Source organism: Streptomyces sp. NPDC006711 (genome assembly GCF_042869775.1).
In the GTDB taxonomy this organism is placed as follows: Bacteria; Actinomycetota; Actinomycetes; order Streptomycetales; family Streptomycetaceae; genus Streptomyces.
On sequence record NZ_JBIAGO010000002.1, the window covers coordinates 691,340 to 708,598 of the forward strand.

19 protein-coding genes are annotated in these 17,259 nt (G+C 72.0%); 6 read left to right on the forward strand and 13 right to left on the reverse strand.

Annotated elements, in window-relative coordinates; genetic code table 11:
- Nucleotides 1-22 precede the first annotated feature (22 nt).
- On the reverse strand, nt 23-448 hold the full coding sequence (locus ACFYM2_RS07075; RefSeq protein WP_388834027.1) for a MarR family winged helix-turn-helix transcriptional regulator: 426 nt from the start codon (nt 446-448) through the stop codon (nt 23-25).
- 112 nt (nt 449-560) lie between these two features.
- Between ACFYM2_RS07075 and ACFYM2_RS07080 the strand changes: the two genes are divergently transcribed.
- Complete coding sequence (locus tag ACFYM2_RS07080) at nt 561-1,205, forward strand: MBL fold metallo-hydrolase (RefSeq protein WP_388834030.1); 645 nt, start codon at nt 561-563, stop codon at nt 1,203-1,205.
- A 77-nt stretch (nt 1,206-1,282) separates the two neighbouring features.
- Here ACFYM2_RS07080 and ACFYM2_RS07085 read toward each other — a convergent pair whose 3' ends face one another.
- The 3 genes from ACFYM2_RS07085 to ACFYM2_RS07095 all read right to left on the reverse strand — a co-directional run bounded on the left by ACFYM2_RS07085 (nt 1,283) and on the right by ACFYM2_RS07095 (nt 4,697).
- Nucleotides 1,283-2,788 carry a DEAD/DEAH box helicase gene (locus ACFYM2_RS07085; protein WP_359001808.1) on the reverse strand — a complete coding sequence of 502 codons (1,506 nt, stop codon included), beginning with the start codon at nt 2,786-2,788 and terminating at the stop codon, nt 1,283-1,285.
- A 479-nt stretch (nt 2,789-3,267) separates the two neighbouring features.
- A complete protein-coding gene (locus tag ACFYM2_RS07090; protein ID WP_359001806.1) occupies nt 3,268-4,023 on the reverse strand; it encodes an SDR family oxidoreductase in 756 nt (251 codons plus the stop codon).
- A 62-nt stretch (nt 4,024-4,085) separates the two neighbouring features.
- A complete protein-coding gene (locus tag ACFYM2_RS07095) occupies nt 4,086-4,697 on the reverse strand; it encodes an NAD(P)-dependent oxidoreductase (protein ID WP_388834033.1) in 612 nt (203 codons plus the stop codon).
- Between the two features lie 163 nt (nt 4,698-4,860).
- On the opposite strand from ACFYM2_RS07095, the gene ACFYM2_RS07100 reads away from it, so the two are divergent.
- The 3 genes from ACFYM2_RS07100 to ACFYM2_RS07110 all read left to right on the forward strand — a co-directional run bounded on the left by ACFYM2_RS07100 (nt 4,861) and on the right by ACFYM2_RS07110 (nt 6,849).
- Complete coding sequence (locus ACFYM2_RS07100; RefSeq protein ID WP_388834036.1) at nt 4,861-5,529, forward strand: TetR/AcrR family transcriptional regulator; 669 nt, start codon at nt 4,861-4,863, stop codon at nt 5,527-5,529.
- Nucleotides 5,530-5,647: 118 nt separating this feature from the next.
- On the forward strand, nt 5,648-5,809 hold the full coding sequence (locus tag ACFYM2_RS07105) for a hydrophobic protein (protein WP_261712857.1): 162 nt from the start codon (nt 5,648-5,650) through the stop codon (nt 5,807-5,809).
- 323 nt (nt 5,810-6,132) lie between these two features.
- Entirely contained in the window at nt 6,133-6,849 is a 717-nt protein-coding gene (locus ACFYM2_RS07110) for a restriction endonuclease (protein WP_359001800.1), read from the forward strand.
- Nucleotides 6,850-6,891: 42 nt separating this feature from the next.
- Here the strand turns inward: ACFYM2_RS07110 and ACFYM2_RS07115 are convergent, their stop codons facing one another.
- The 7 genes from ACFYM2_RS07115 to ACFYM2_RS07145 form a co-directional block, all read right to left on the reverse strand.
- Nucleotides 6,892-7,479: a hypothetical protein gene (locus tag ACFYM2_RS07115; RefSeq protein ID WP_359001798.1), complete on the reverse strand. Its 588-nt coding sequence runs from the start codon at nt 7,477-7,479 to the stop codon at nt 6,892-6,894.
- Nucleotides 7,479-8,657: an ROK family glucokinase gene (locus tag ACFYM2_RS07120; protein ID WP_388834039.1), complete on the reverse strand. Its 1,179-nt coding sequence runs from the start codon at nt 8,655-8,657 to the stop codon at nt 7,479-7,481. The genes ACFYM2_RS07115 and ACFYM2_RS07120 overlap by 1 nt, the downstream gene beginning before the upstream one ends.
- 79 nt (nt 8,658-8,736) lie before the next feature.
- On the reverse strand, nt 8,737-9,576 hold the full coding sequence (locus ACFYM2_RS07125; protein ID WP_359001794.1) for an ATP-binding cassette domain-containing protein: 840 nt from the start codon (nt 9,574-9,576) through the stop codon (nt 8,737-8,739).
- A complete protein-coding gene (locus ACFYM2_RS07130) occupies nt 9,573-10,610 on the reverse strand; it encodes an ABC transporter permease (RefSeq protein WP_359001792.1) in 1,038 nt (345 codons plus the stop codon). Before ACFYM2_RS07130 ends, ACFYM2_RS07125 begins: the two co-directional genes overlap by 4 nt.
- Entirely contained in the window at nt 10,607-11,590 is a 984-nt protein-coding gene (locus ACFYM2_RS07135) for a sugar ABC transporter substrate-binding protein (protein WP_359001905.1), read from the reverse strand. Before ACFYM2_RS07135 ends, ACFYM2_RS07130 begins: the two co-directional genes overlap by 4 nt.
- 128 nt (nt 11,591-11,718) lie before the next feature.
- Nucleotides 11,719-11,895 (reverse strand): hypothetical protein, encoded by a 177-nt coding sequence (locus ACFYM2_RS07140; RefSeq protein ID WP_359001790.1) that lies wholly within the window; start codon nt 11,893-11,895, stop codon nt 11,719-11,721.
- Between the two features lie 114 nt (nt 11,896-12,009).
- On the reverse strand, nt 12,010-12,729 hold the full coding sequence (locus ACFYM2_RS07145; protein WP_388462252.1) for a GntR family transcriptional regulator: 720 nt from the start codon (nt 12,727-12,729) through the stop codon (nt 12,010-12,012).
- Nucleotides 12,730-12,885: 156 nt separating this feature from the next.
- Between ACFYM2_RS07145 and ACFYM2_RS07150 the strand changes: the two genes are divergently transcribed.
- Complete coding sequence (locus ACFYM2_RS07150; protein WP_359001786.1) at nt 12,886-13,887, forward strand: Gfo/Idh/MocA family oxidoreductase; 1,002 nt, start codon at nt 12,886-12,888, stop codon at nt 13,885-13,887.
- Between the two features lies 1 nt (nt 13,888).
- On the opposite strand, the gene ACFYM2_RS07155 is transcribed toward ACFYM2_RS07150, so the two are convergent.
- Entirely contained in the window at nt 13,889-15,091 is a 1,203-nt protein-coding gene (locus ACFYM2_RS07155) for a cytochrome P450 (RefSeq protein WP_388834042.1), read from the reverse strand.
- A 178-nt stretch (nt 15,092-15,269) separates the two neighbouring features.
- On the opposite strand from ACFYM2_RS07155, the gene ACFYM2_RS07160 reads away from it, so the two are divergent.
- Nucleotides 15,270-16,052 carry a hypothetical protein gene (locus tag ACFYM2_RS07160; protein WP_388462229.1) on the forward strand — a complete coding sequence of 261 codons (783 nt, stop codon included), beginning with the start codon at nt 15,270-15,272 and terminating at the stop codon, nt 16,050-16,052.
- Between the two features lies 1 nt (nt 16,053).
- Here the strand turns inward: ACFYM2_RS07160 and ACFYM2_RS07165 are convergent, their stop codons facing one another.
- Nucleotides 16,054-17,244 carry a cytochrome P450 gene (locus ACFYM2_RS07165; RefSeq protein ID WP_388834045.1) on the reverse strand — a complete coding sequence of 397 codons (1,191 nt, stop codon included), beginning with the start codon at nt 17,242-17,244 and terminating at the stop codon, nt 16,054-16,056.
- Between the last annotated feature and the right edge of the window lie 15 nt (nt 17,245-17,259).

The following is a 17,259-nucleotide window of genomic DNA, read 5'->3' on the forward strand; positions in this document are numbered from 1 at the left end:
CCCCGCGCCGGCGCGGCGCTGCTCACTTGCTCTTCAGGTGCGTGTCCAGCCGCGCAAGGAGGGGCAGGACACGCGCGAGGGCTTTCCGCTCGGCGGGGGCGAGGGCTTCGGTGATCGCCGTGCCGAGCCAGGCCGCGCGCCGCTGCCGCTCCCCCGCCAGCCGCTCCCGTCCCGCCGGTGTGAGGCGGAGCAGGAGCTTGCGCCCGTCGCTGGGGTGCGCCTCGGCTTCAAGGAAGCCCTGGGCCTGAAGGTCCTTGACGGCCCGGGCGGCCGACTGATGGCTGACGCCCCACTGGTGCGCGATGTCCGCCGTGGTGAGCGGGCCGCCCCGGTCCAGGTACCCGAGGGCGGCGGACTCGCCGGCGGGCAACGTGTCGGCGGCGCGCACCGTGCGTACCAGTCGGCCGACGGTCAGGCGGAGTTCTTCGGCGAGCTGGTTGTCGTCCATGAGCCCAGCTTACGTGCGCCTCGCCACCAAGATGCACACGTTAGGTGTACACCCAAGGTGTACAGTTTTGGCTTGCGCCCATGACCATCGCCCGCCTCCGGAGGAACCCCCCGTGCAGCTCACCAAGCACGCCCACGCCTGCGTCACCGTCGAGAAGGACGGCACGCGTCTCGTCATCGACCCCGGCACGTTCACTCCGGACGCGCCAGGGGTCGTCAGCGAGGCGCACGCCGTCCTGATCACACACGAACACTTCGACCACTTCGACGAGAAGCTGATCGCCGCGGCTCTCCGGGACCGGCCCGAGCTCCTGGTCTACGGCACGGCCGCCGTCGCCGCCGCTCTGGGCGGCCACGACGGACGGGTGCGTACGGTGAGCGCGGGCAGCGCCTTCACCGTCGGCTCCTTCACGGTCTCCGTGCACGGCTACCGGCACGCCGCGATCCACTCCGACATCCCGTGCCCGGACAACGTCGGCTACCTCATCGACGACGGAGCGCTCTACCACCCCGGGGACGCCTACTTCGCGCCCGACGCGGCCGTACGCACCCTGCTGCTGCCGACCAGCGGGCCGTGGACCAAGCTCGGCGAGGCGGCCGACTACGTACGCGCGGTCAAGCCCGAACGTGTCATCCAGATCCACGAACTCATGCTCAGCGACCTCGGCCAGGCCTCCACCGCCACCATCCTGGGCGAGAACGGCCTGACCGGCCTGCCGATCGAGCGCGTCGAGCCGGGCACCGGCGTCGAGTTGTAGCGCTCGCTCACGCATGGCCGCCGGAGCCCCGTCAACTGGCCTCGAACCGAACCCGGTTGAGGAGCGGGACCGCGACCCTAGGCGGCCGCGTCGAACGACGACTGACGCGTCGTCACACGCCGGGCCGCCGACGCGGGGCTGCGCCGGCCGCGCGAGGACGTGGTGCGCCGCCGCCGCTCGGCCACCGGCTCGGTGATCGTGACGGGGATGCCGGACGGCGCCTGGGCACCGGTGATCCGGCTGAGGGCTTCCTCGCCGGAACGGACCTGCGTGGTCTGGGGCACGATGCCGGCGGCGGTCATGAGGCGGGTCATGTCGCGGCGCTGCTGCGGGGTCACCAGGGTGACGACGCTGCCGGACTCGCCTGCGCGCGCGGTGCGGCCGCCCCGGTGCAGGTAGTCCTTCGGGTCGGTCGGCGGGTCGACGTTGACCACGAGGTCGAGGTTGTCGACGTGGATGCCGCGCGCGGCGACATTGGTGGCCACGAGCACGCTCACGTGTCCGCTCTTGAACTGGGCCAGGGTGCGGGTGCGTTGCGGCTGCGACTTGCCGCCGTGCAGGGCGGCGGCCCGGACCCCGCTGTTGAGCAGGTCCTGCGTCAGCCGGTCCACGGCGTGCTTGGTGTCGAGGAACATGATGACCCGGCCGTCGCGGGCCGCGATCTGCGTCGTCGTGCGCTGCTTGTCCGCGCCCTGCACATGCAGGACGTGGTGCTCCATCGTGGTGACCGCGCCGACGGAGGGGTCCACCGAGTGGACGACCGGGTCGCGCAGGTAGCGGCGGACCAGCCGGTCGACGTTGCGGTCGAGGGTGGCCGAGAAGAGCATCCGCTGGCCATCGGGGCGTACCTGGTCGAGGAGTTCGGTGACCTGGGGCATGAAGCCCATGTCGGTCATCTGGTCGGCCTCGTCGAGCACGGTGATCGCCACCTGGTCGAGGCGGCAGTCACCCCGGTCGATGAGGTCCTTGAGGCGGCCCGGCGTCGCCACGACGACCTCGGCTCCGCCGCGCAGCGCGTTGGCCTGGCGGCCGATCGGCATGCCGCCCACGACGGTGGCCAGGCGCAGCCTGACCGAGCGTGCGTAGGGCGTCAGCGCCTCGGTCACCTGCTGGGCCAGCTCCCGCGTCGGCACCAGGATCAGGGCCAGCGGAAGGCGGGGCTCGGCGCGCTGTCCCGCGGTGCGGGCCAGCAGCGCGAGGCCGAAGGCGAGAGTCTTGCCGGAACCGGTGCGCCCGCGCCCGAGGACGTCACGGCCCACGAGCGTGTTGGGCAGAGTCGCGCCCTGGATCGGGAAGGGGACGCTGACGCCCTGCGCGGTCAACGCGGCCAGCAGGGGCGCGGGCAGACCGAGGTCGGCGAACGCCTCGACCGGCGGGAGCGCGGGGGTGAGCGTCTTCGGCGGGGCGAATTCACCCTGGACGGCGGCGGGCCGACGGCCACCGGGGCGGCCCTGGCCACCGGAACGGCCGGCCGTGGAGGAGCCGAAGCGGGCCCCTCGCGGCGAGCCGGAGCCCGAGGCGTAAGCGGGGGCCTCGCTCCGGCGGGGGCTTGAGGACCGGCGATTCGTACGGGTGGGGTTCATCGGGAACCTTCCTTGCTACGGCGATACGGAGGTACGGCGCGCAGCAAGGAATTCCCGCAGCGAAATGCGGCGCTGGGAATTACGAGAACGAACCGAAGGACAGAACAAAAAAGAATGACTGCGGGCGGTGGGCGACGAATTCTTCGCGGAATGCGCGGCAGTGAAACCGGGCGCTGGCGACATGGCGGTAGCTGGGGCCCAGGAGGCCCGCTGCCACATCGAATGTGACCCTCTGGCGGAGCCCTCCGGCCCTCGACCAGCTCGCGAAACGGTGCCCAACCACACCTGCAACTGAGATCGACAGTAGCATGCGGTAGCAGCCGCCGTACGGTAAATAACCCCGCTCTCCGCACGCCCCAAAAACACTCCCGGTGCCGCGCGTCAAAAGCTCATCGGGCCGCGACAGATATATCCCGGACGGGAGCGGGGCGGCACCGGAAATGGGGGCCGCCCTGGCCGCCCCTGCCGCGACGGGCGTCCTATGCCCGCCGCCCGCCGTCCACCGAAAGCGCCGTCCCGGTGATGTACGAGGCGGCGTCCGAGCACAGCCAGACCGCCGCCGCTGCCGCCTCCGGCGCCGTGGCCATCCGGCCCATCGGGGTGGCGGCCTCCTGCGCCGCGATGAGACCGGTGCCGGCCGCGACCCGTTCGAAGCCGGGGGTGCGGGTGGGTCCGGGACAGACCGCGTTGACGCGGATGCCGCCTTTCGCGTAGTCCACCGCGGCGACCTTGGTCAGGCCCACGACGCCGTGTTTGGCGGCGACGTAGGCGGGGGCGGTGGGGATGGCGTACAGGCCGCCGTTGGACGCCACGTTGACGATCGCGCCGCCGCCCCGGCGCTCCAGAGCAGGCAGCTCGTACTTCATGCAGAGGAAGGTGCCGCCCATGTTGACGTGGGCCACGTGCTCGAACTCCGCCAGGCTCATACGGTCCAGCCGCCGGTGGTGGGAGTCCAGGCCCGCGTTGTTCACGGCGAAGTCGAGGCCGCCGTACGTCGCGACGGTGTGCTCGACGGCCGCGCGGACCTCGTCCTCCTCGACGACGTCGACACGTAACGCCGTCGCCCGGCCGCCGTCCCGCTTGATCATGTCGGCGGTCAGGGCCGCCGAGCTCTCGTCGATGTCGGTGACGGTGACGCAGGCGCCCTGGCGGGCGAGTTCCACCGCCGTCGCGCGGCCGATTCCGCTGCCGGCGCCCGTCACGAGCCCGGCCTTGCCGAGAAATGAACTGCTCACGGTGCTCCTTCATGAGGGTGCGCACCCGGCCTTGTGACCGGGGCGGGGTGGTGGGCCCGCGGTCAGGCCACGGGTACGACGATGCCGTTTCCGTGCCGGCCCGACTCCGCCTCGTCCAGGAGCAACGAGGCCAGCGTCGTGCGGGAGATCCGGGGCGGCAGCAGGGGGCGGCGCAGATCCGCCAGCGGTACGAGGACGGGTGACGGGCTCGGGGGTCCGTCGGTGACGTCGGGGGCGTGGAAGACCGTGGCGCCCGCGTCCAGGGCGATCCCGTCCGCCTCGGCCTTCTCCGCCAGTTCCGATCCGACGAACATCCGCATCACGGCGGCGTAGATCAGCCCGCCCGACCGGCTCGACACTCCCGATCCCAGCGCGCCGAGCCAGACCGTGCGGACGCCGGCCGAGGCGAGCCGCCGGGCCCCGGCCACCAGGGCTCCGGGGCCCTCGCCCTTGCCGATGCCGAGCGCCGAGACGACGACGTCCGCATCGCTCAGACCGGGAAAGGTGCTTGGGCGCGTGACGTCCGCCCGCCGGATCTCAAGGCGCGGGGACGCGGACGCGGTGATCTTCGCCGGCGTGCGGGCCAGGGCCACCACCTCGTGGCCGCGATCGAGGGCCTGGCCGACGAGCGCGGCGCCGGTGCGGCCCGACGCTCCGAGCAGGGCAATGCGCATGATCTTCCACTCTCCAAGACTCACCAAGGCTCACCGACAAATGACTGAACAGGTGTTGGTGAGATGAGTAAACAAGTGTTGGTTATCGGTGTCAAGGCAAGGATCCCTGTAAGGTGAACAGGTGTTGTTTCGCCATTCGCGCTGGTAGGGAGGGGGGCGACCGATGTCGACCGAGGAGCGGTCAGCGCCCCGGCGCCGCAACCCGCGCGGGCAGGGGCAGGTACTCAAGGCCCAGCTCGTGGACGCCGCCGCCAAGCTGCTGGCCACGCTGGACCAGCCCGAGACGCTGACGCTGCGGCAGGTCGCGCGTGAGGTCGGTGTGGCACCGGCCAGCATCTACAGCCACTTCACCGATCTGAGCGCCCTGATCCAGCACGTCCTACGGCAGCGCTACCAGGAACTGGCCCAGCTGATGGACGATGCCGCGCGGGCGGCGGGTCCCACGCCTCTGGCCGACCTCACGGCGCGCTGCGCCGCCTATGTGCGCTGGGGCGTCAACCAGCCCGGCCACTACCGCACCCTGTTCGGCGGCCGCATGCCGGCCGACCTCGCCCCCGGCTCGGCGCACGGCGACGGCGCCGAACCGCTGGCCGCCGTCGTCGTCTCGCTCGCCGGGGCGGCGACTCCGGAGCGCGCCCAGCCCACGGCGGACCTGCGGACACAGGCCGGCCTGATGCTCTGGACCGCGCTGCACGGTCTCGTCAGCCTCTACAACGACCACGGCACGATGCCCTGGCCGGCCCTGGACGACCTGATCACCGACGTGGTCGCCCTGCACACCGGCCGGCCGGCCGCCGAGGTCGCGCCCCTGGTGGGCCGGCCCGAAAAGTGAGGCCGCGCGCCTACGGCGAGCAGGAGCGAGTGCCCGGACAAGAACCTCGCAAACAGACGCGTCACGGCTGTGTGGACCGGTTCTGGCGGGGCATTCGGTGGCTCGGAGGTTGATAACTATGGTTCCCCTGCTTCTCGTTCTTCTGCTGGCTCTGATCCTGTTCGGCGCGGGCTTCGCGCTGAAGGCCCTGTGGTGGATAGCCGTCATCGTGCTCGTCGTCTGGCTCGTCGGGTTCATCGCCCGTCCCAAGTCGGGCAGCGCGCGCTGGTATCGCTGGTAGGCATCCCCGCGCGTCCATGTGGGCCTCCCGCCTGAGTGATCAGGCAGGGGGCCCATACGCGTACCCGGCCCCGCGCCCCTTCGTCACGCGCGCCGACACTGCCCCCAACTCACGTGTCGGCAGGCCAGGTTGAGCCTCCGGGACGGCGGGCCCGCGTGGATTTCTTCGGGGCGGGCAGACGGACTGGGAGTGATCTTGCTCGACACCCGCGCACGCGACGCTCACGCACCATGCCCACGCATTACGCCCACGCTTTGCGCCCGCGCCCCAGGCCCGACGCGCCGCCCGGTACCGGGCCGCCGCCCGTTCGAAGGAGCCCACCGATGACGATGCCGGTCCGCCGTCACCCCGCCGTCGCTCGCCGGCGGCGCCAGGCGTTCAGCCTGCGTACCACCTCGCTGGGTTTCGGACTGGCCGCGCTCGTCATCTGGGGCGTGGCCCTCACCTTCAAGTCGGCGGTGCGCCCGCACTCCCATCCGCTCGGCGCCGTACTCGCGCTGCTCGCGCTCCTGCTGTTCTCCACCGCCGCGATACGCAGCAACTGGCTTCGCCGCGCGGCCCGCAGGGCGGTGCTCGACACCGCCGTGGCGCCCGTTCCCGAGCAGCCGGATCCCGTACTGCCGCCCACCGTCGGCGCCCCCGAGGCCACCGACTGCGCCGACATCGACCCGTTCGCCTTCGAGGACGCGGTGTCCCGGCTGTGCGAGCGGGACGGCTGCTCGGACGTCCACGTGGTGGGCGGCGCGGGCGACCTCGGCGCGGACGTGGTGGCCACGACGCCGGGCGGCCGCCATCTGGTGATCCAGTGCAAGTGTTACGGCCCTGGCCACAAGGTCGGCTCGCAGGACCTGCAACGTTTCGGCGGCACGTGTTACGCGGTGCACGGCGCCGAGCTCGCCGTGGTGGTCACCACCAGCGAGTTCACCGAGCCCGCCCTCGACTACGCCGAGCAGTGCGCCATCCTCTGCTTCGACGGCGCCCTCCTGCGCGCCTGGAACGACGGCACCGGGCCCGCCCCCTGGGAGCTGCCGGGCATCTGACGCCGCCTCACAAGACGCCCGCGGCTCCGGTCCGCATTCTGGTCAGGGGGTCGTCGTGGACACCACGAAGACGTAGGGCCGGTCCGGGTTGGTCTCGTCCACCGTGATGTCCAGGGTGGGGCGGGGCTTGTCCTGGACGCGGGTGGTGCCCGCCCAGTCGCGGCCCTTGTGGAAGGGCCAGTGCACCTTCGCCGCGTCCTTGGCGTCGATGGTCACGTCACCGGGCCTGAGCGTGGCCGTGGTGGTGCCTGCGCCCTTCATGAACTCCGCGAGGCCGGCCGCGCTCGTCTTGAACTGGACGTAGAGCTTGCTGACCTTCCAGCTGTTGGACTCGTAGTAGTACACGCCGATCGAGTCCATCGGGATCGTGACGTCGTAGATGCGCCGCTGCGCCTTGGAGGGCCAGTCGTGCACGAGACCCGTGGCCCTTGCCTCGGTCTCCGCGTCGCGGCCGCTGGTGCGGCTCTGCTCGGCGGAGATCGCCAGGTAACCGGCGGGCACGCCGATGAGCAGCACGATGATCACCGCGGTGATCCAGCGCCGCCGGATCATGTGCCGGCGCGTCTCGGGCGGCTTCTCGTCCGGCGGCGGGGACTGGCGCGGCACGGCGGGGCGGTCGGTCGGTGTCATCAGTCGTTTTCCTGGGTGGTGCGGGTGGTGCGGGTGGTGCTCGTGCCGAGGACGGCTTCGGCGGCCCTCGCGAAGCGCTCGTAGCGTTCCACGCGGCGCCGGTTGGCCCGGCGGAAGCGGCGGGCCACCAGACGCGCCAGGTCGGCGGCGCCGACCATGCCCGCCTCTGGTCCGAGCTGCGCCTTGGCGATCCTGGCCTCGGGGCGGTAGCCGCGGCCGGTGAGGTGGCGCTTGAAGGCGTCCCTCGCGGGCCGGATCAGGAGGTCGTCGGCGGCGCTCACGCCTCCGCCGATCACGAAGCAGGAGGGGTCGAGGGCGGCCGCCAGGTTGGCGATGCCCACCCCGAGCCACTGCCCGATGTCCTGCAACAACTCGACGCACATGGCGTCGCCCTCGCGGGCCAGCTCGGTGATGAGCGGGCCGGTGATCTCGGGGATGTTGCCGCCGACGCGTTCGATGATGTTGTACGCCACCGGGGAGTCAGCGCCGGCCAGCTCGCGGGCCTCGCGCACCAGGGCGTTGCCCGAGCTGTACTGCTCCCAGCAGCCCCGGTTGCCGCAGGCGCAGCGGTGCCCGCCGGGCACGACCTGCATATGGCCGAATTCGCCGGCGACCCCGTACTTGCCGCGTTTGACCTGCCCGTCCTCCAGGATCGCGCCGCCGATGCCGGTGCCGAGCGTGATCATCACGAGGTGGTCCTCGCCGCGCCCCGCACCGAAGCGCCATTCGGCCCAGGCGGCGGTGTTGGCGTCGTTGTCGACCATCACGGGCACCGCGAGGCGGGCCTGGAGGGCGTCGCGCAGCGGCTCGTTGCGCCAGGCGAGGTGGGGGGCGAAGAGGATGGTGGAGCGGTCGGCGTCCACCCAGCCGGCCGCGCCGATGCCCACCGCGTGCACGTCGTGACGGTCGGAGAGATCGAGCACCAGCTCGGTGATGGTGTCCTCGACGACCTTGGGGCTCTTGGACTTGTCGGGGGTCTCCGTGCGGAGCTTCTCCAGGATGTTGCCGTCGGCGTCCACGACGCCGGCCATCACCTTCGTACCGCCGATGTCGATCCCGACGGTGGGGACCCGGGGGGCCGTCAGGTGCGAGCGGCGTTCCCGGGTGCCGACGGTGCGCAGCACGGTGGCCCGGGCGGATCCCCGGTGGGCTAGGGCGAAGTCGCGGTACGTGGTCATCGGGGCCGATTCTGCCATCCGGACGCGGCGGGGACCGCGCGCGAGGACGCCGCCCCGGGGCCGGGGCGGCGGCGCCGGACTAGGCCGGGTCCTCGCTGGCGCCGGACCGCTGGAGTTCGTGGCTGAGCTCTTCGAGCTCGCTGCCGCCCGCCATCTGGCGGGTGAGCTCGTCCAGGGTGATGTCCGAGCGCAGATGGCTGCCGGTCATCGTGCCGCGCTTGAGGAGGACGAAACGGTCCCCGACGAGGTAGGCGTGGTGGGGGTTGTGCGTGATGAGAACCACGCCGAGACCGGCGTCGCGGGCGGCCGCCACGTACTTCAGGACGACCCCCGACTGCTTCACGCCGAGCGCGGCGGTCGGCTCGTCGAGTACGAGGACCTTGGCGCCGAAGTGGACCGCGCGCGCGATGGCCACGCACTGGCGCTCGCCGCCGGACAGGGTGCCGATGGGCTGGTCGACATCGCGCAGGTCGATGCCCATGCGCAGCAGCTCCGCGCGGGTGGTGGCGCGCATCTTCTCGACGTCCAGGCGCTTGAAGGGCCCCGCGCCCTTGGTCGGCTCGGAGCCGAGGAAGAAGTTGCGCCACACCGGCATGAGCGGGACCACCGCCAGGTCCTGGTAGACGGTGGCGATGCCCCGGTCCAGGGCTTCGCGGGGGTTGCTCAGGTGGACGTCCTCGCCCTCGATGCGGAAGGCGCCCGCGTCGTGCCGGTGCAGACCCGCGATGATCTTGATGAGGGTGGACTTGCCGGCGCCGTTGTCCCCGAGGACGCAGGTGATCTGGCCGGCGTGGACTTCCAGGGTGACGCCTTGCAGGGCGCGGATGTTGCCGTAGTACTTGCTGACGTCGTCGAGTTCGACGAGGGCCGTCTCCCCGGCCGCCGTGTCCGGTGCCGCCGTGTCCGGTGTGGTCGTCATGCTGTCGCCTCCGCCCGCTTGCGCACCCAGGCGTTGAGCAGGGTGGCGAGGAGAAGCATCGCGCCGAGGAAGAACTTGAACCAGTCCGGGTTCCACTCCGCGTACACGATGCCCTTGCTGGTCATGCCGAAGATGAACGCGCCGACGGCGGAGCCGATCGCCGAGCCGTAGCCCCCGGTGATCAGGCAGCCGCCGATGACGGCCGCGATGATGTAGATCAGCTCGTTGCCGACGCCCTCGCCGGACTGCACCACCTCGTAGGAGAACAGCAGGTGCTGGCCGGAGATCCAGGCCGCGAGGGCGACACCCATGTAGAGGCCGATCTTCGTCCGGAAGACCGGTACGCCGACCGCGCGGGCCGCGTCCGCGCCGCCGCCCACGGCGAAGATCCAGTTGCCGAAGCGGGTCCGCAGCAGGATCCAGGTGGCCACCGCGATCAGCGCGGCCCACCACAGGATGGTCACCTTCAGGTCGACGGAGCCGATGCTGAACTGGGACGCGAAGAGCTTCTTCGCGGACTCGAAGCCCTCCATGTCGGAGATGGACTTCGTCGAGACCGTGCCGCTGATCAGCTTGGTGAAGCCGAGGTTGAGGCCGGTCAGCATCAAGAAGGTGCCGAGCGTGATGATGAAGCTGGGCAGCTTGGTGCGGGTCAGCATGAAGCCGTTGAAGGCGCCGATGGCGAGGGTGACCAGGAGCGAGACGCCCACGCCCACCCATACGTTCGCGGTCATCTGGTAGCTGAACATCGAGGAGATGAGCGCCGATGTCGTCACCAGGACACCGGCCGACAGGTCGAACTCGCCGCCGATCATGAGCAGCGCGACCGGCACCGCCATGATGCCGATCGTGGAGGCCGCGTACAGGACGGTGGACAGGCTCGATGGGCGCAGGAAGCTGTCGGCGACGACCGCGAAGAAGAGGAAGACGGCGGCGGCGCCGACCACCGAGCCGAGTTCGGGACGGCCCAGGATCCTGCGCCAGACCGAGCGCCGCAGCAGCCGCTCGTCCCCGGTCAAGGGCGTGGCGGTCATCGCGTCCCCCGGTCCGTGTACGCCGCCAGTGTGCCGGCCTCGTCCTTCGTGACGATCTGCGGTCCGGTCAGGACCGGGAGCCCGCCGCCGAGCACGTCGCCGTTGTACTTGTAGAGCCAGAGCAGGTCTACGGCCTCGTACCCCTGGAGGTAGGGCTGCTGGTCGACGGCGAAGCCGAGGGTGCCGGCCTTCAGGGACGCGGCCACCTTGGGGTTGAGGTCGAAGGTGTCGATCTCGGCGGAGCTGCCGGCCGACTGCTTGGCCTTGACCGCGGTGTCCGCGAAGGGCGCGCCGAGGGTGACCACGGCGTCGATGGAGGGGTCGGCCTGGAGCTTGGCCTCGATGGAGGACTGCACGTCGGGCATGTTGGTGCCGGTGACGTAGAGGTTCTGGACCTCGCCCTTGAAGGTTTCCTTCGTGCCGGCGCAACGCTGCTCATGGCCCACGTTGCCCTGCTCGTGCAGGACGCAGAGCGCCTTCTTCTTGCCGCGCTTGGTGAGCTCGTCGCCCACCGCCTTGCCCGCGATGGTCTCGTCCTGGCCGATGTGGGTGAGCGCCCCGAACTCCTTGGACTTCTCCGAGCCCGAGTTCACGGTGACCACCGGGATGCCGGCCTTCTCGGCCTTGGCGAGGACGTCCTTGAGGGCGTCCGGCTTGGCGAGCGTGACGATCAGCCCGTCGACCTTCTGGTCGATCGCGGTCTGCACGAACTGGGCCTGCTGCTGCCCCTGGTCGCTGTGCGAGTAGAGGAAGTCGATGTTGTCCTTCTGGGCGGCCTGCTTGGCGCCGCTCTGCACGATGTCCCAGAACGTGTCGCCGTCACCCGAGTGGGTGACCATCGCGATCTTCCAGCGAGGCGTGTTCACCGCGGCCCTGCCCTGGGCCTGCGCGGACTTGCGCGCGTCCTCTGCGCGCTTGCCGCCGGTGCTGCTGCACCCCGCCAAGGAGACCCCGAGCGCCACTGCCAGCACCGCGCCCATGACGCGTACCCCTGTCCCAACCCTTGCCACGACGCCGTGCCCTTCTTGCTGTACCACCGGGTGCCGCCGGGGCTGCTTCAGGCCTGCCCCGGCCGCCCAAGTATGGGTCACGCCGGGTCCCGGGGCGGTCATCGGGTACCGCGGGCGGCGCGCTTCTCCAGCATGGGCGCGCCCTTGCCGGTGACGCTCGCGGGCCCGGTCAGGACCGGCCCCCCGCCGGGCGTGCGCGCCGGTGCGGCGAGAGCCGCCGCCGTGTTCGCCGTGCTTGCCGTGCTCGCCGTCCTCGCCGTGCGGGGTCCGCTCATGGAGTCCGCCTTCCGTCCCGGCCGCCCGATTGCGGCCGTTGAGTTCTAGCGGCGGGCCCCCGACAACGTCAATACTTTGTCCGAACATTCTTACCGGCACGGCGCCGACTGGGCTCAGGGGCGTACGAGGAGCTGGAACTCGAAGGAGTAGCGCGAGGCGCGGTAGAGGTGCGAGCCGAACTCGACGGCGCGGCCCGTGTCGTCGAAGGTGGTGCGCTCCATGGTGAGCAGCGGCGCCCCTGCGGCCTCGGTCAGCAGGTCCGCCTCCTGGGCGGTGGCCGCCCGCGCCCCCACGGTCTGGCGCGCGCTGTGCAGGGTGATGCCCGCGCCCCGCATCAGGCGGTAGAGACCGGTGCTCTCCAGGTGGCCGGTGTCCAGCGGGAGCAGCCCGGGCGGCAGGTGGTTGCGCAGCCGCGCCATGGGCTCGCCGTGCGCGTACCGCAGCCGCTCCACCAGGTGGACCTCGCTGCCCTCGGTGAGCCCGAGCGCGGCCGCGATCTCGGCGGTGGCCGGCTCCACGGTGTTGCGCAGCACGGTGGTCGCGGGTTTCTGGCCGGCCGCCTCCAGGTCGTCGTAGAGGCTGCTGAGTTCCAGCGGGCGCTTGACCTGGCTGTGCACGACCTGGGTGCCCACGCCCCGGCGGCGCACCAGGAGGCCCTTGTCGACGAGCGTCTGGATGGCCTGGCGGACGGTGGGCCGGGACAGGCCGAGCCGCTGGGCGAGCTCGATCTCGTTGCCGAGGAGGCTGCCGGGCGTGAGGGTGCCCTTCTCGATGGCCGCCTCCAGCTGCTGCGAGAGCTGGAAGTACAGCGGGACCGGGCTGGTGCGGTCCACGCTGAGCTGGAGCGGTCGCGCGACATCGGCCGCTGGTCTGGGCTGCTTGGGCACGCGAGTGAGCGTAGTGCGCCGGGGATGTTGACGGGAAGTCGTGAAGTTCGATTGTCAGGACAAACTCTTGACAGGGCGATCCGTCCCGGCCACGGTGTGGCCATGCGTATCGGACTGATCGGGACCGGGCGGATCGGCGCCTTCCACGCGGGTGTCCTCGCCCGCCACCCAGCGGTCGAGGAGCTGGTGGTGGCGGACGCCGACGCGGCGCGGGCCGCCGAGGTCGCGGCGCTGACCGGCGCGAGCGCCGTGCCCGACGTGGCGGAGGCCTTCGCCGGGGTGGACGCGGTGGTGATCGCCTCGGCGACGTCCACGCACGCCGCCTTCATCGCGGCCGCGGCCCGCGCGGGTCTGCCCGCCTTCTGCGAGAAACCGATCGCCCTGAACGTGCCGGGCACCCTGGAGGCGCTGCACGCGGTCGAAGCGGCGGGCACCGAGCTCCAGCTCGGTTTCATGCGGCGTTTCGACGCCGGGTACGCGCGCGCCCGTGACCTGGTGCGCTCGGGGCGCCTCGGCCGGCTGCACACCGTACGGGCCATCACCTCCGACCCGGCGCCGCCGCCCGCCGCGTATCTGCCGCTGTCCGGCGGGCTCTACCGCGACTGCCTGGTCCACGACTTCGACATCGTGCGCTGGGTGACGGGCCGCGAGGTGCGCGAGGTGTACGCGACGGGCTCGGACGCCGGGCCCGGGATGTTCCGCGCCGCCGGCGACATCGACACCGCCGCCGCCGTGCTCACCCTGGACGACGACACCCTGGTGACCGCGACGGCCACCCGCAGCAACGGCGCGGGCTACGACGTACGTCTCGAACTGGCCGGGGAGCGCGACCAGTTCGCGGTGGGGCTCGACGACCGCACCCCGCTGACCTCGGCCGAACCGCACGGCCCCGGCCGCCCCGACAAACCGTGGACGGGTTTCCTCGAACGCTTCGCCCCCGCCTACGAGGCCGAACTCGACGCCTTCGTCCGCCTGGTGCGGGGCGAGGCGGACAACCCCTGCGACGGCCGGGAGGCCCTGCGCGCGCTGCGCGTCGCCGAGGCGTGCGAGAGGTCGCGCGCCCAGCGGCGCCTGGTGGAGGTCGCGGAGATCCCGGGCGGCTGAGCTACCAGCGCACCGGCAGGCGTTCGGGGCCGCGCATCATCATGCCGGTGCGCCAGGTCAGGGCCGCCGGGTGGATGTCGAGGGCGAGTCCTGGGCAGCGCTCCAGCAGGGCGCGGACGGCGACGCGGGCTTCGAGGCGGGCCAGCGGCGCGCCCAGGCAGTGGTGGATGCCGTGGCCGAAGGCGACATGGCCACGGGCGTCGCGCCGGATGTCGAAGCGGTCCGGGTCCGCGAAGCGCGCGGGGTCGCGGTCGGCGTCGGCCAGCGCCACCAGGACCACCTCGCCGCCCCCGGGAATGAGCGTCCCGGCGATCTCGACGGGGTCCCTGGTGAAGCGGTACGTCGGCGTCTCGACGGGGCCGTCGTAGCGCAGCATCTCCTCCACGGCGTTGTCGATGAGGCCGTCGAAGTCGGCGCGCAGCGCGGTTAGTTGGTCAGGGTGACCGAGTAGGGCCAGCATGCCGTTGGAGATGAGGTTGACGGTGGTCTCGTGGCCCGCGACCAGGAGCAGCCAGGCCATGCCGAGCAGTTCGGGCCCCGACAGGTGGTCGCCGCCCTCCTCGTCGGCAGCGTGGACCAAGGCGCTGATCAGGTCGTCGCCGGGGTGCGTGCGCTTGTCCTCCAGAAGGCGCGTCAGATACTCGTTGACCGCCCGGGCCCCGGCCATGCGGTCTTCGAGCAGGGGCGCGCAGACGGAGGCGTTGGACCACTGGCGAAAGGCGTCACGGTCGAGGGTGGGGACGCCGATCAGCTCGCAGATGACCGTGATCGGCAGCGGGAAGGACAGGGCCTCGACGAGGTCGGCCCGCCGGTCCGGCGCCGCGAGCATCGCGTCGAGCAGCGCGTCGGTCATCTCCTTTACGCGCGGCGTCAGTTCTTCCACGCGGCGGGGTGTGAAGTGGCGGGTGGCCAGTTTGCGCAGCCGGGTGTGGGCGGGCGCGTCGGAGCTGAGCATCGTGGGGCCCGAGGAGACCTGGCGCACGCCGAGCCCGGGCGCGGCGTTGCGCCACTCCTTGGACAGCCGCTCGTCGGCGAGCGCGGCCCGCCCCGCCTCGTACCCCACGACGAGCCAGGCGTCGGCCCCCTCGGGCATCCGGATGCGGTGCACGGGCCCGAGGGCGCGCAGCTTCGCGTACACCGGATAGGGGTCTCGGGTGAAGTCCTCACCCAGCGCGGCGAGATCGACTATGGCGTCGGTGGTCAACGCGTGCCCCTTCCGGGCGACGAGATGGACACGGCGGACGATACGGCGCCGGACGCGCCCGTGCACAGCCCCCCGGCACCGCGCCGCCCCCGGCCGGGCCCCGCCCGCCCCCTTTCGGCCGCCGCCCCTGTCTCCGCGCCGGTCCCCGGGGCTTCTACCCTGGTCACAGCGAGGAGGCATGGTGCTCAAGCGTTGGTGGTTCGTGGACAGTCTGCGCTCCCTCGACAGCGCCGTGCCCGGACAGCGGGGCGCGGAGCTGTCGAAGGAGCGCCAGCAGCTGGTCCTTGAGGAGTGGGCGGCCGCGCGGGAGCGGCTGGAGCGGCTGGTGTCGGCGCGGGTGACGGCCGTGGGCGACGTACTGGGCGCGGCCGAACTGCCGCGAGCGGCTTCCTCGTCGGAGTCCGGCGGCGGGGACCCGCTGGCCGCGAGCGACTGCGCGTGGGCCCTCGACGCCTTCCAGGCCGCGGGCAAACTGCTCGACGAAGCGGCCGATCTGCCCGACCTCGCGGCCGCGTCCGTCCTCGCCGACCGCGCCGTCGAACGGTTCGCGGCGGTCCAGGCCCGGGCCGCAGGGCAGCCGGCCCCCAAGGCCGCCCGGCGGTGTTTCTACAACCCGCTGCACACGGCGGCCGAGGACGCCCACTCACCCGTCCGCAAGCAGCACCGCCAACGGGCCAGGCGGCGCACCGGCCCACGCGAGGCGGCGGCCGACCGGCGTCCCGCCTGCCCCTCGTGCCGCCGGGCGATCCTGGCCGGGCAGGCGCCGGATGTGCTGCCCGCGCTCGTGCCGGTCAAGCTGTCGCGCCTGCGCACCGCCCAGGTGCTCGTGCCGTACTACTCGGTGCCGCAGCAGTGGTCGCTGTGGTCGCTGTGCGCCTGTGGGGCGTACGGGGACGAGTGGCCCTCGCTGGTGCTGCGCGGCGAGCACCGCAAGCGGGCGCGGGCCGCCCGCAAGGCGTGAGTCACCAGCGCACCGGCAGATGGCGCACGCCCCGGATCAGCATGCCGGGCAGCCACTCCAACTCCTTGGTGGCGACGTCGAGTTGGAGGTCAGGGGCCCGCTCCAGAAGGGTGCGGATCGCGATCCTGCCCTCCATGCGGGCCAGCGGGGCGCCGAGGCAGAAGTGGATGCCGTGGCCGAAGGCGAGGTGGCTTCCGGGGGCGCGCCGGATGTCGAAGCGGTCCGGTTCGGCGTAGCGCTCGGGGTCACGGCCCGCCGAGGCCAGCGCGACCAGGACGGGCGCGCCGGCCGGGATCAGCGCCTCACCGATGGGGATGTCCTCGCGCGCGATGCGGTACGTGGCGGTCTCGACCGGCCCCTCGTGGCGCAGCACCTCCTCGACGGCGCCGTCGATGAGCCCGTCGAAGTCGGCGCGCAGCGCGGCCAGTTGCTCGGGGTGGGTCAGCAGATCGCGTATGCCGTTGGAGATCAGGTTGACGGTCGTCTCGTGACCCGCGACCAGCAGCAGGAAGGCCATGCCGATGAGCTCGTCCCGGGAGAGCCGGTCGCCGTCCTCGTCGCGGGTGCGGATCAGGGCGCTCAGGAGGTCGTCGCCGGGCCCGGCGGCGCGCTTGTCCTCGATCAGCCCGGACAGATACCCGCCGAGTTCGCGGACGGCCTTCTCTCCCCCGTCCTGCGCGAGCGGCGCGACGGCCTCGTTGGACAGCACGCGAAAGGCGGCGCGGTCGAGCTCGGGCACGCCGATGAGCTCGGCGATCACGGTCATGGGGAGCGGGAAGGCCAGGGCGTCGACGAGGTCGGCGGTGCGGGAGGGCGCGGCCAGCATGGCCTCGACGAGTGCGTCGGTGACTTCTTGGACGCGGGGGCGCAGGGCCTCGACGCGGCGCGGGGTGAACTCGCGTGCCACCAGCTTGCGCAGCCGGGTGTGCTGGGGCGGATCGGTCTCCAGCATGTTGGCGCCGGCCGGCAGGTCGGTGATGTCCTCGCCGGTGAGGCTGCGCCAGTCCTTGGCGAGGCGGGGATCGGCGAGCGCCGCTCTGGCCTCCTCGTGCCCCACGACCAGCCACACCTCCGCGCCGGTGAGCGGGACGCGCACGAGGTGGACGGGGCCCGCCGCGCGCAGCTCGGCGTAGACCGGATAGGGGTTGGCGGTGAAATCGTCGGCGTACTCGGCCAGATCGACAACGTCCATGAGGGCGCCCTCCGT

Bases quoted from the DNA above. Each gene is read 5' to 3' on its own strand.
- ACFYM2_RS07075 (WP_388834027.1), bottom strand. From the start codon at position 448: ATGGACGACAACCAGCTCGCCGAAGAACTCCGCCTGACCGTCGGCCGA.
- ACFYM2_RS07085 (WP_359001808.1), bottom strand. From the start codon at position 2,788: ATGAACCCCACCCGTACGAATCGCCGGTCCTCAAGCCCCCGCCGGAGC.
- ACFYM2_RS07095 (WP_388834033.1), bottom strand. From the start codon at position 4,697: ATGCGCATTGCCCTGCTCGGAGCGTCGGGCCGCACCGGCGCCGCGCTC.
- ACFYM2_RS07100 (WP_388834036.1), top strand. From the start codon at position 4,861: ATGTCGACCGAGGAGCGGTCAGCGCCCCGGCGCCGCAACCCGCGCGGG.
- ACFYM2_RS07105 (WP_261712857.1), top strand. From the start codon at position 5,648: ATGGTTCCCCTGCTTCTCGTTCTTCTGCTGGCTCTGATCCTGTTCGGC.
- ACFYM2_RS07110 (WP_359001800.1), top strand. From the start codon at position 6,133: ATGACGATGCCGGTCCGCCGTCACCCCGCCGTCGCTCGCCGGCGGCGC.
- ACFYM2_RS07115 (WP_359001798.1), bottom strand. From the start codon at position 7,479: ATGACACCGACCGACCGCCCCGCCGTGCCGCGCCAGTCCCCGCCGCCG.
- ACFYM2_RS07120 (WP_388834039.1), bottom strand. From the start codon at position 8,657: ATGACCACGTACCGCGACTTCGCCCTAGCCCACCGGGGATCCGCCCGG.
- ACFYM2_RS07125 (WP_359001794.1), bottom strand. From the start codon at position 9,576: ATGACGACCACACCGGACACGGCGGCACCGGACACGGCGGCCGGGGAG.
- ACFYM2_RS07130 (WP_359001792.1), bottom strand. From the start codon at position 10,610: ATGACCGCCACGCCCTTGACCGGGGACGAGCGGCTGCTGCGGCGCTCG.
- ACFYM2_RS07135 (WP_359001905.1), bottom strand. From the start codon at position 11,590: ATGGGCGCGGTGCTGGCAGTGGCGCTCGGGGTCTCCTTGGCGGGGTGC.
- ACFYM2_RS07140 (WP_359001790.1), bottom strand. From the start codon at position 11,895: ATGAGCGGACCCCGCACGGCGAGGACGGCGAGCACGGCAAGCACGGCG.
- ACFYM2_RS07150 (WP_359001786.1), top strand. From the start codon at position 12,886: ATGCGTATCGGACTGATCGGGACCGGGCGGATCGGCGCCTTCCACGCG.
- ACFYM2_RS07160 (WP_388462229.1), top strand. From the start codon at position 15,270: ATGGTGCTCAAGCGTTGGTGGTTCGTGGACAGTCTGCGCTCCCTCGAC.
- ACFYM2_RS07165 (WP_388834045.1), bottom strand. From the start codon at position 17,244: ATGGACGTTGTCGATCTGGCCGAGTACGCCGACGATTTCACCGCCAAC.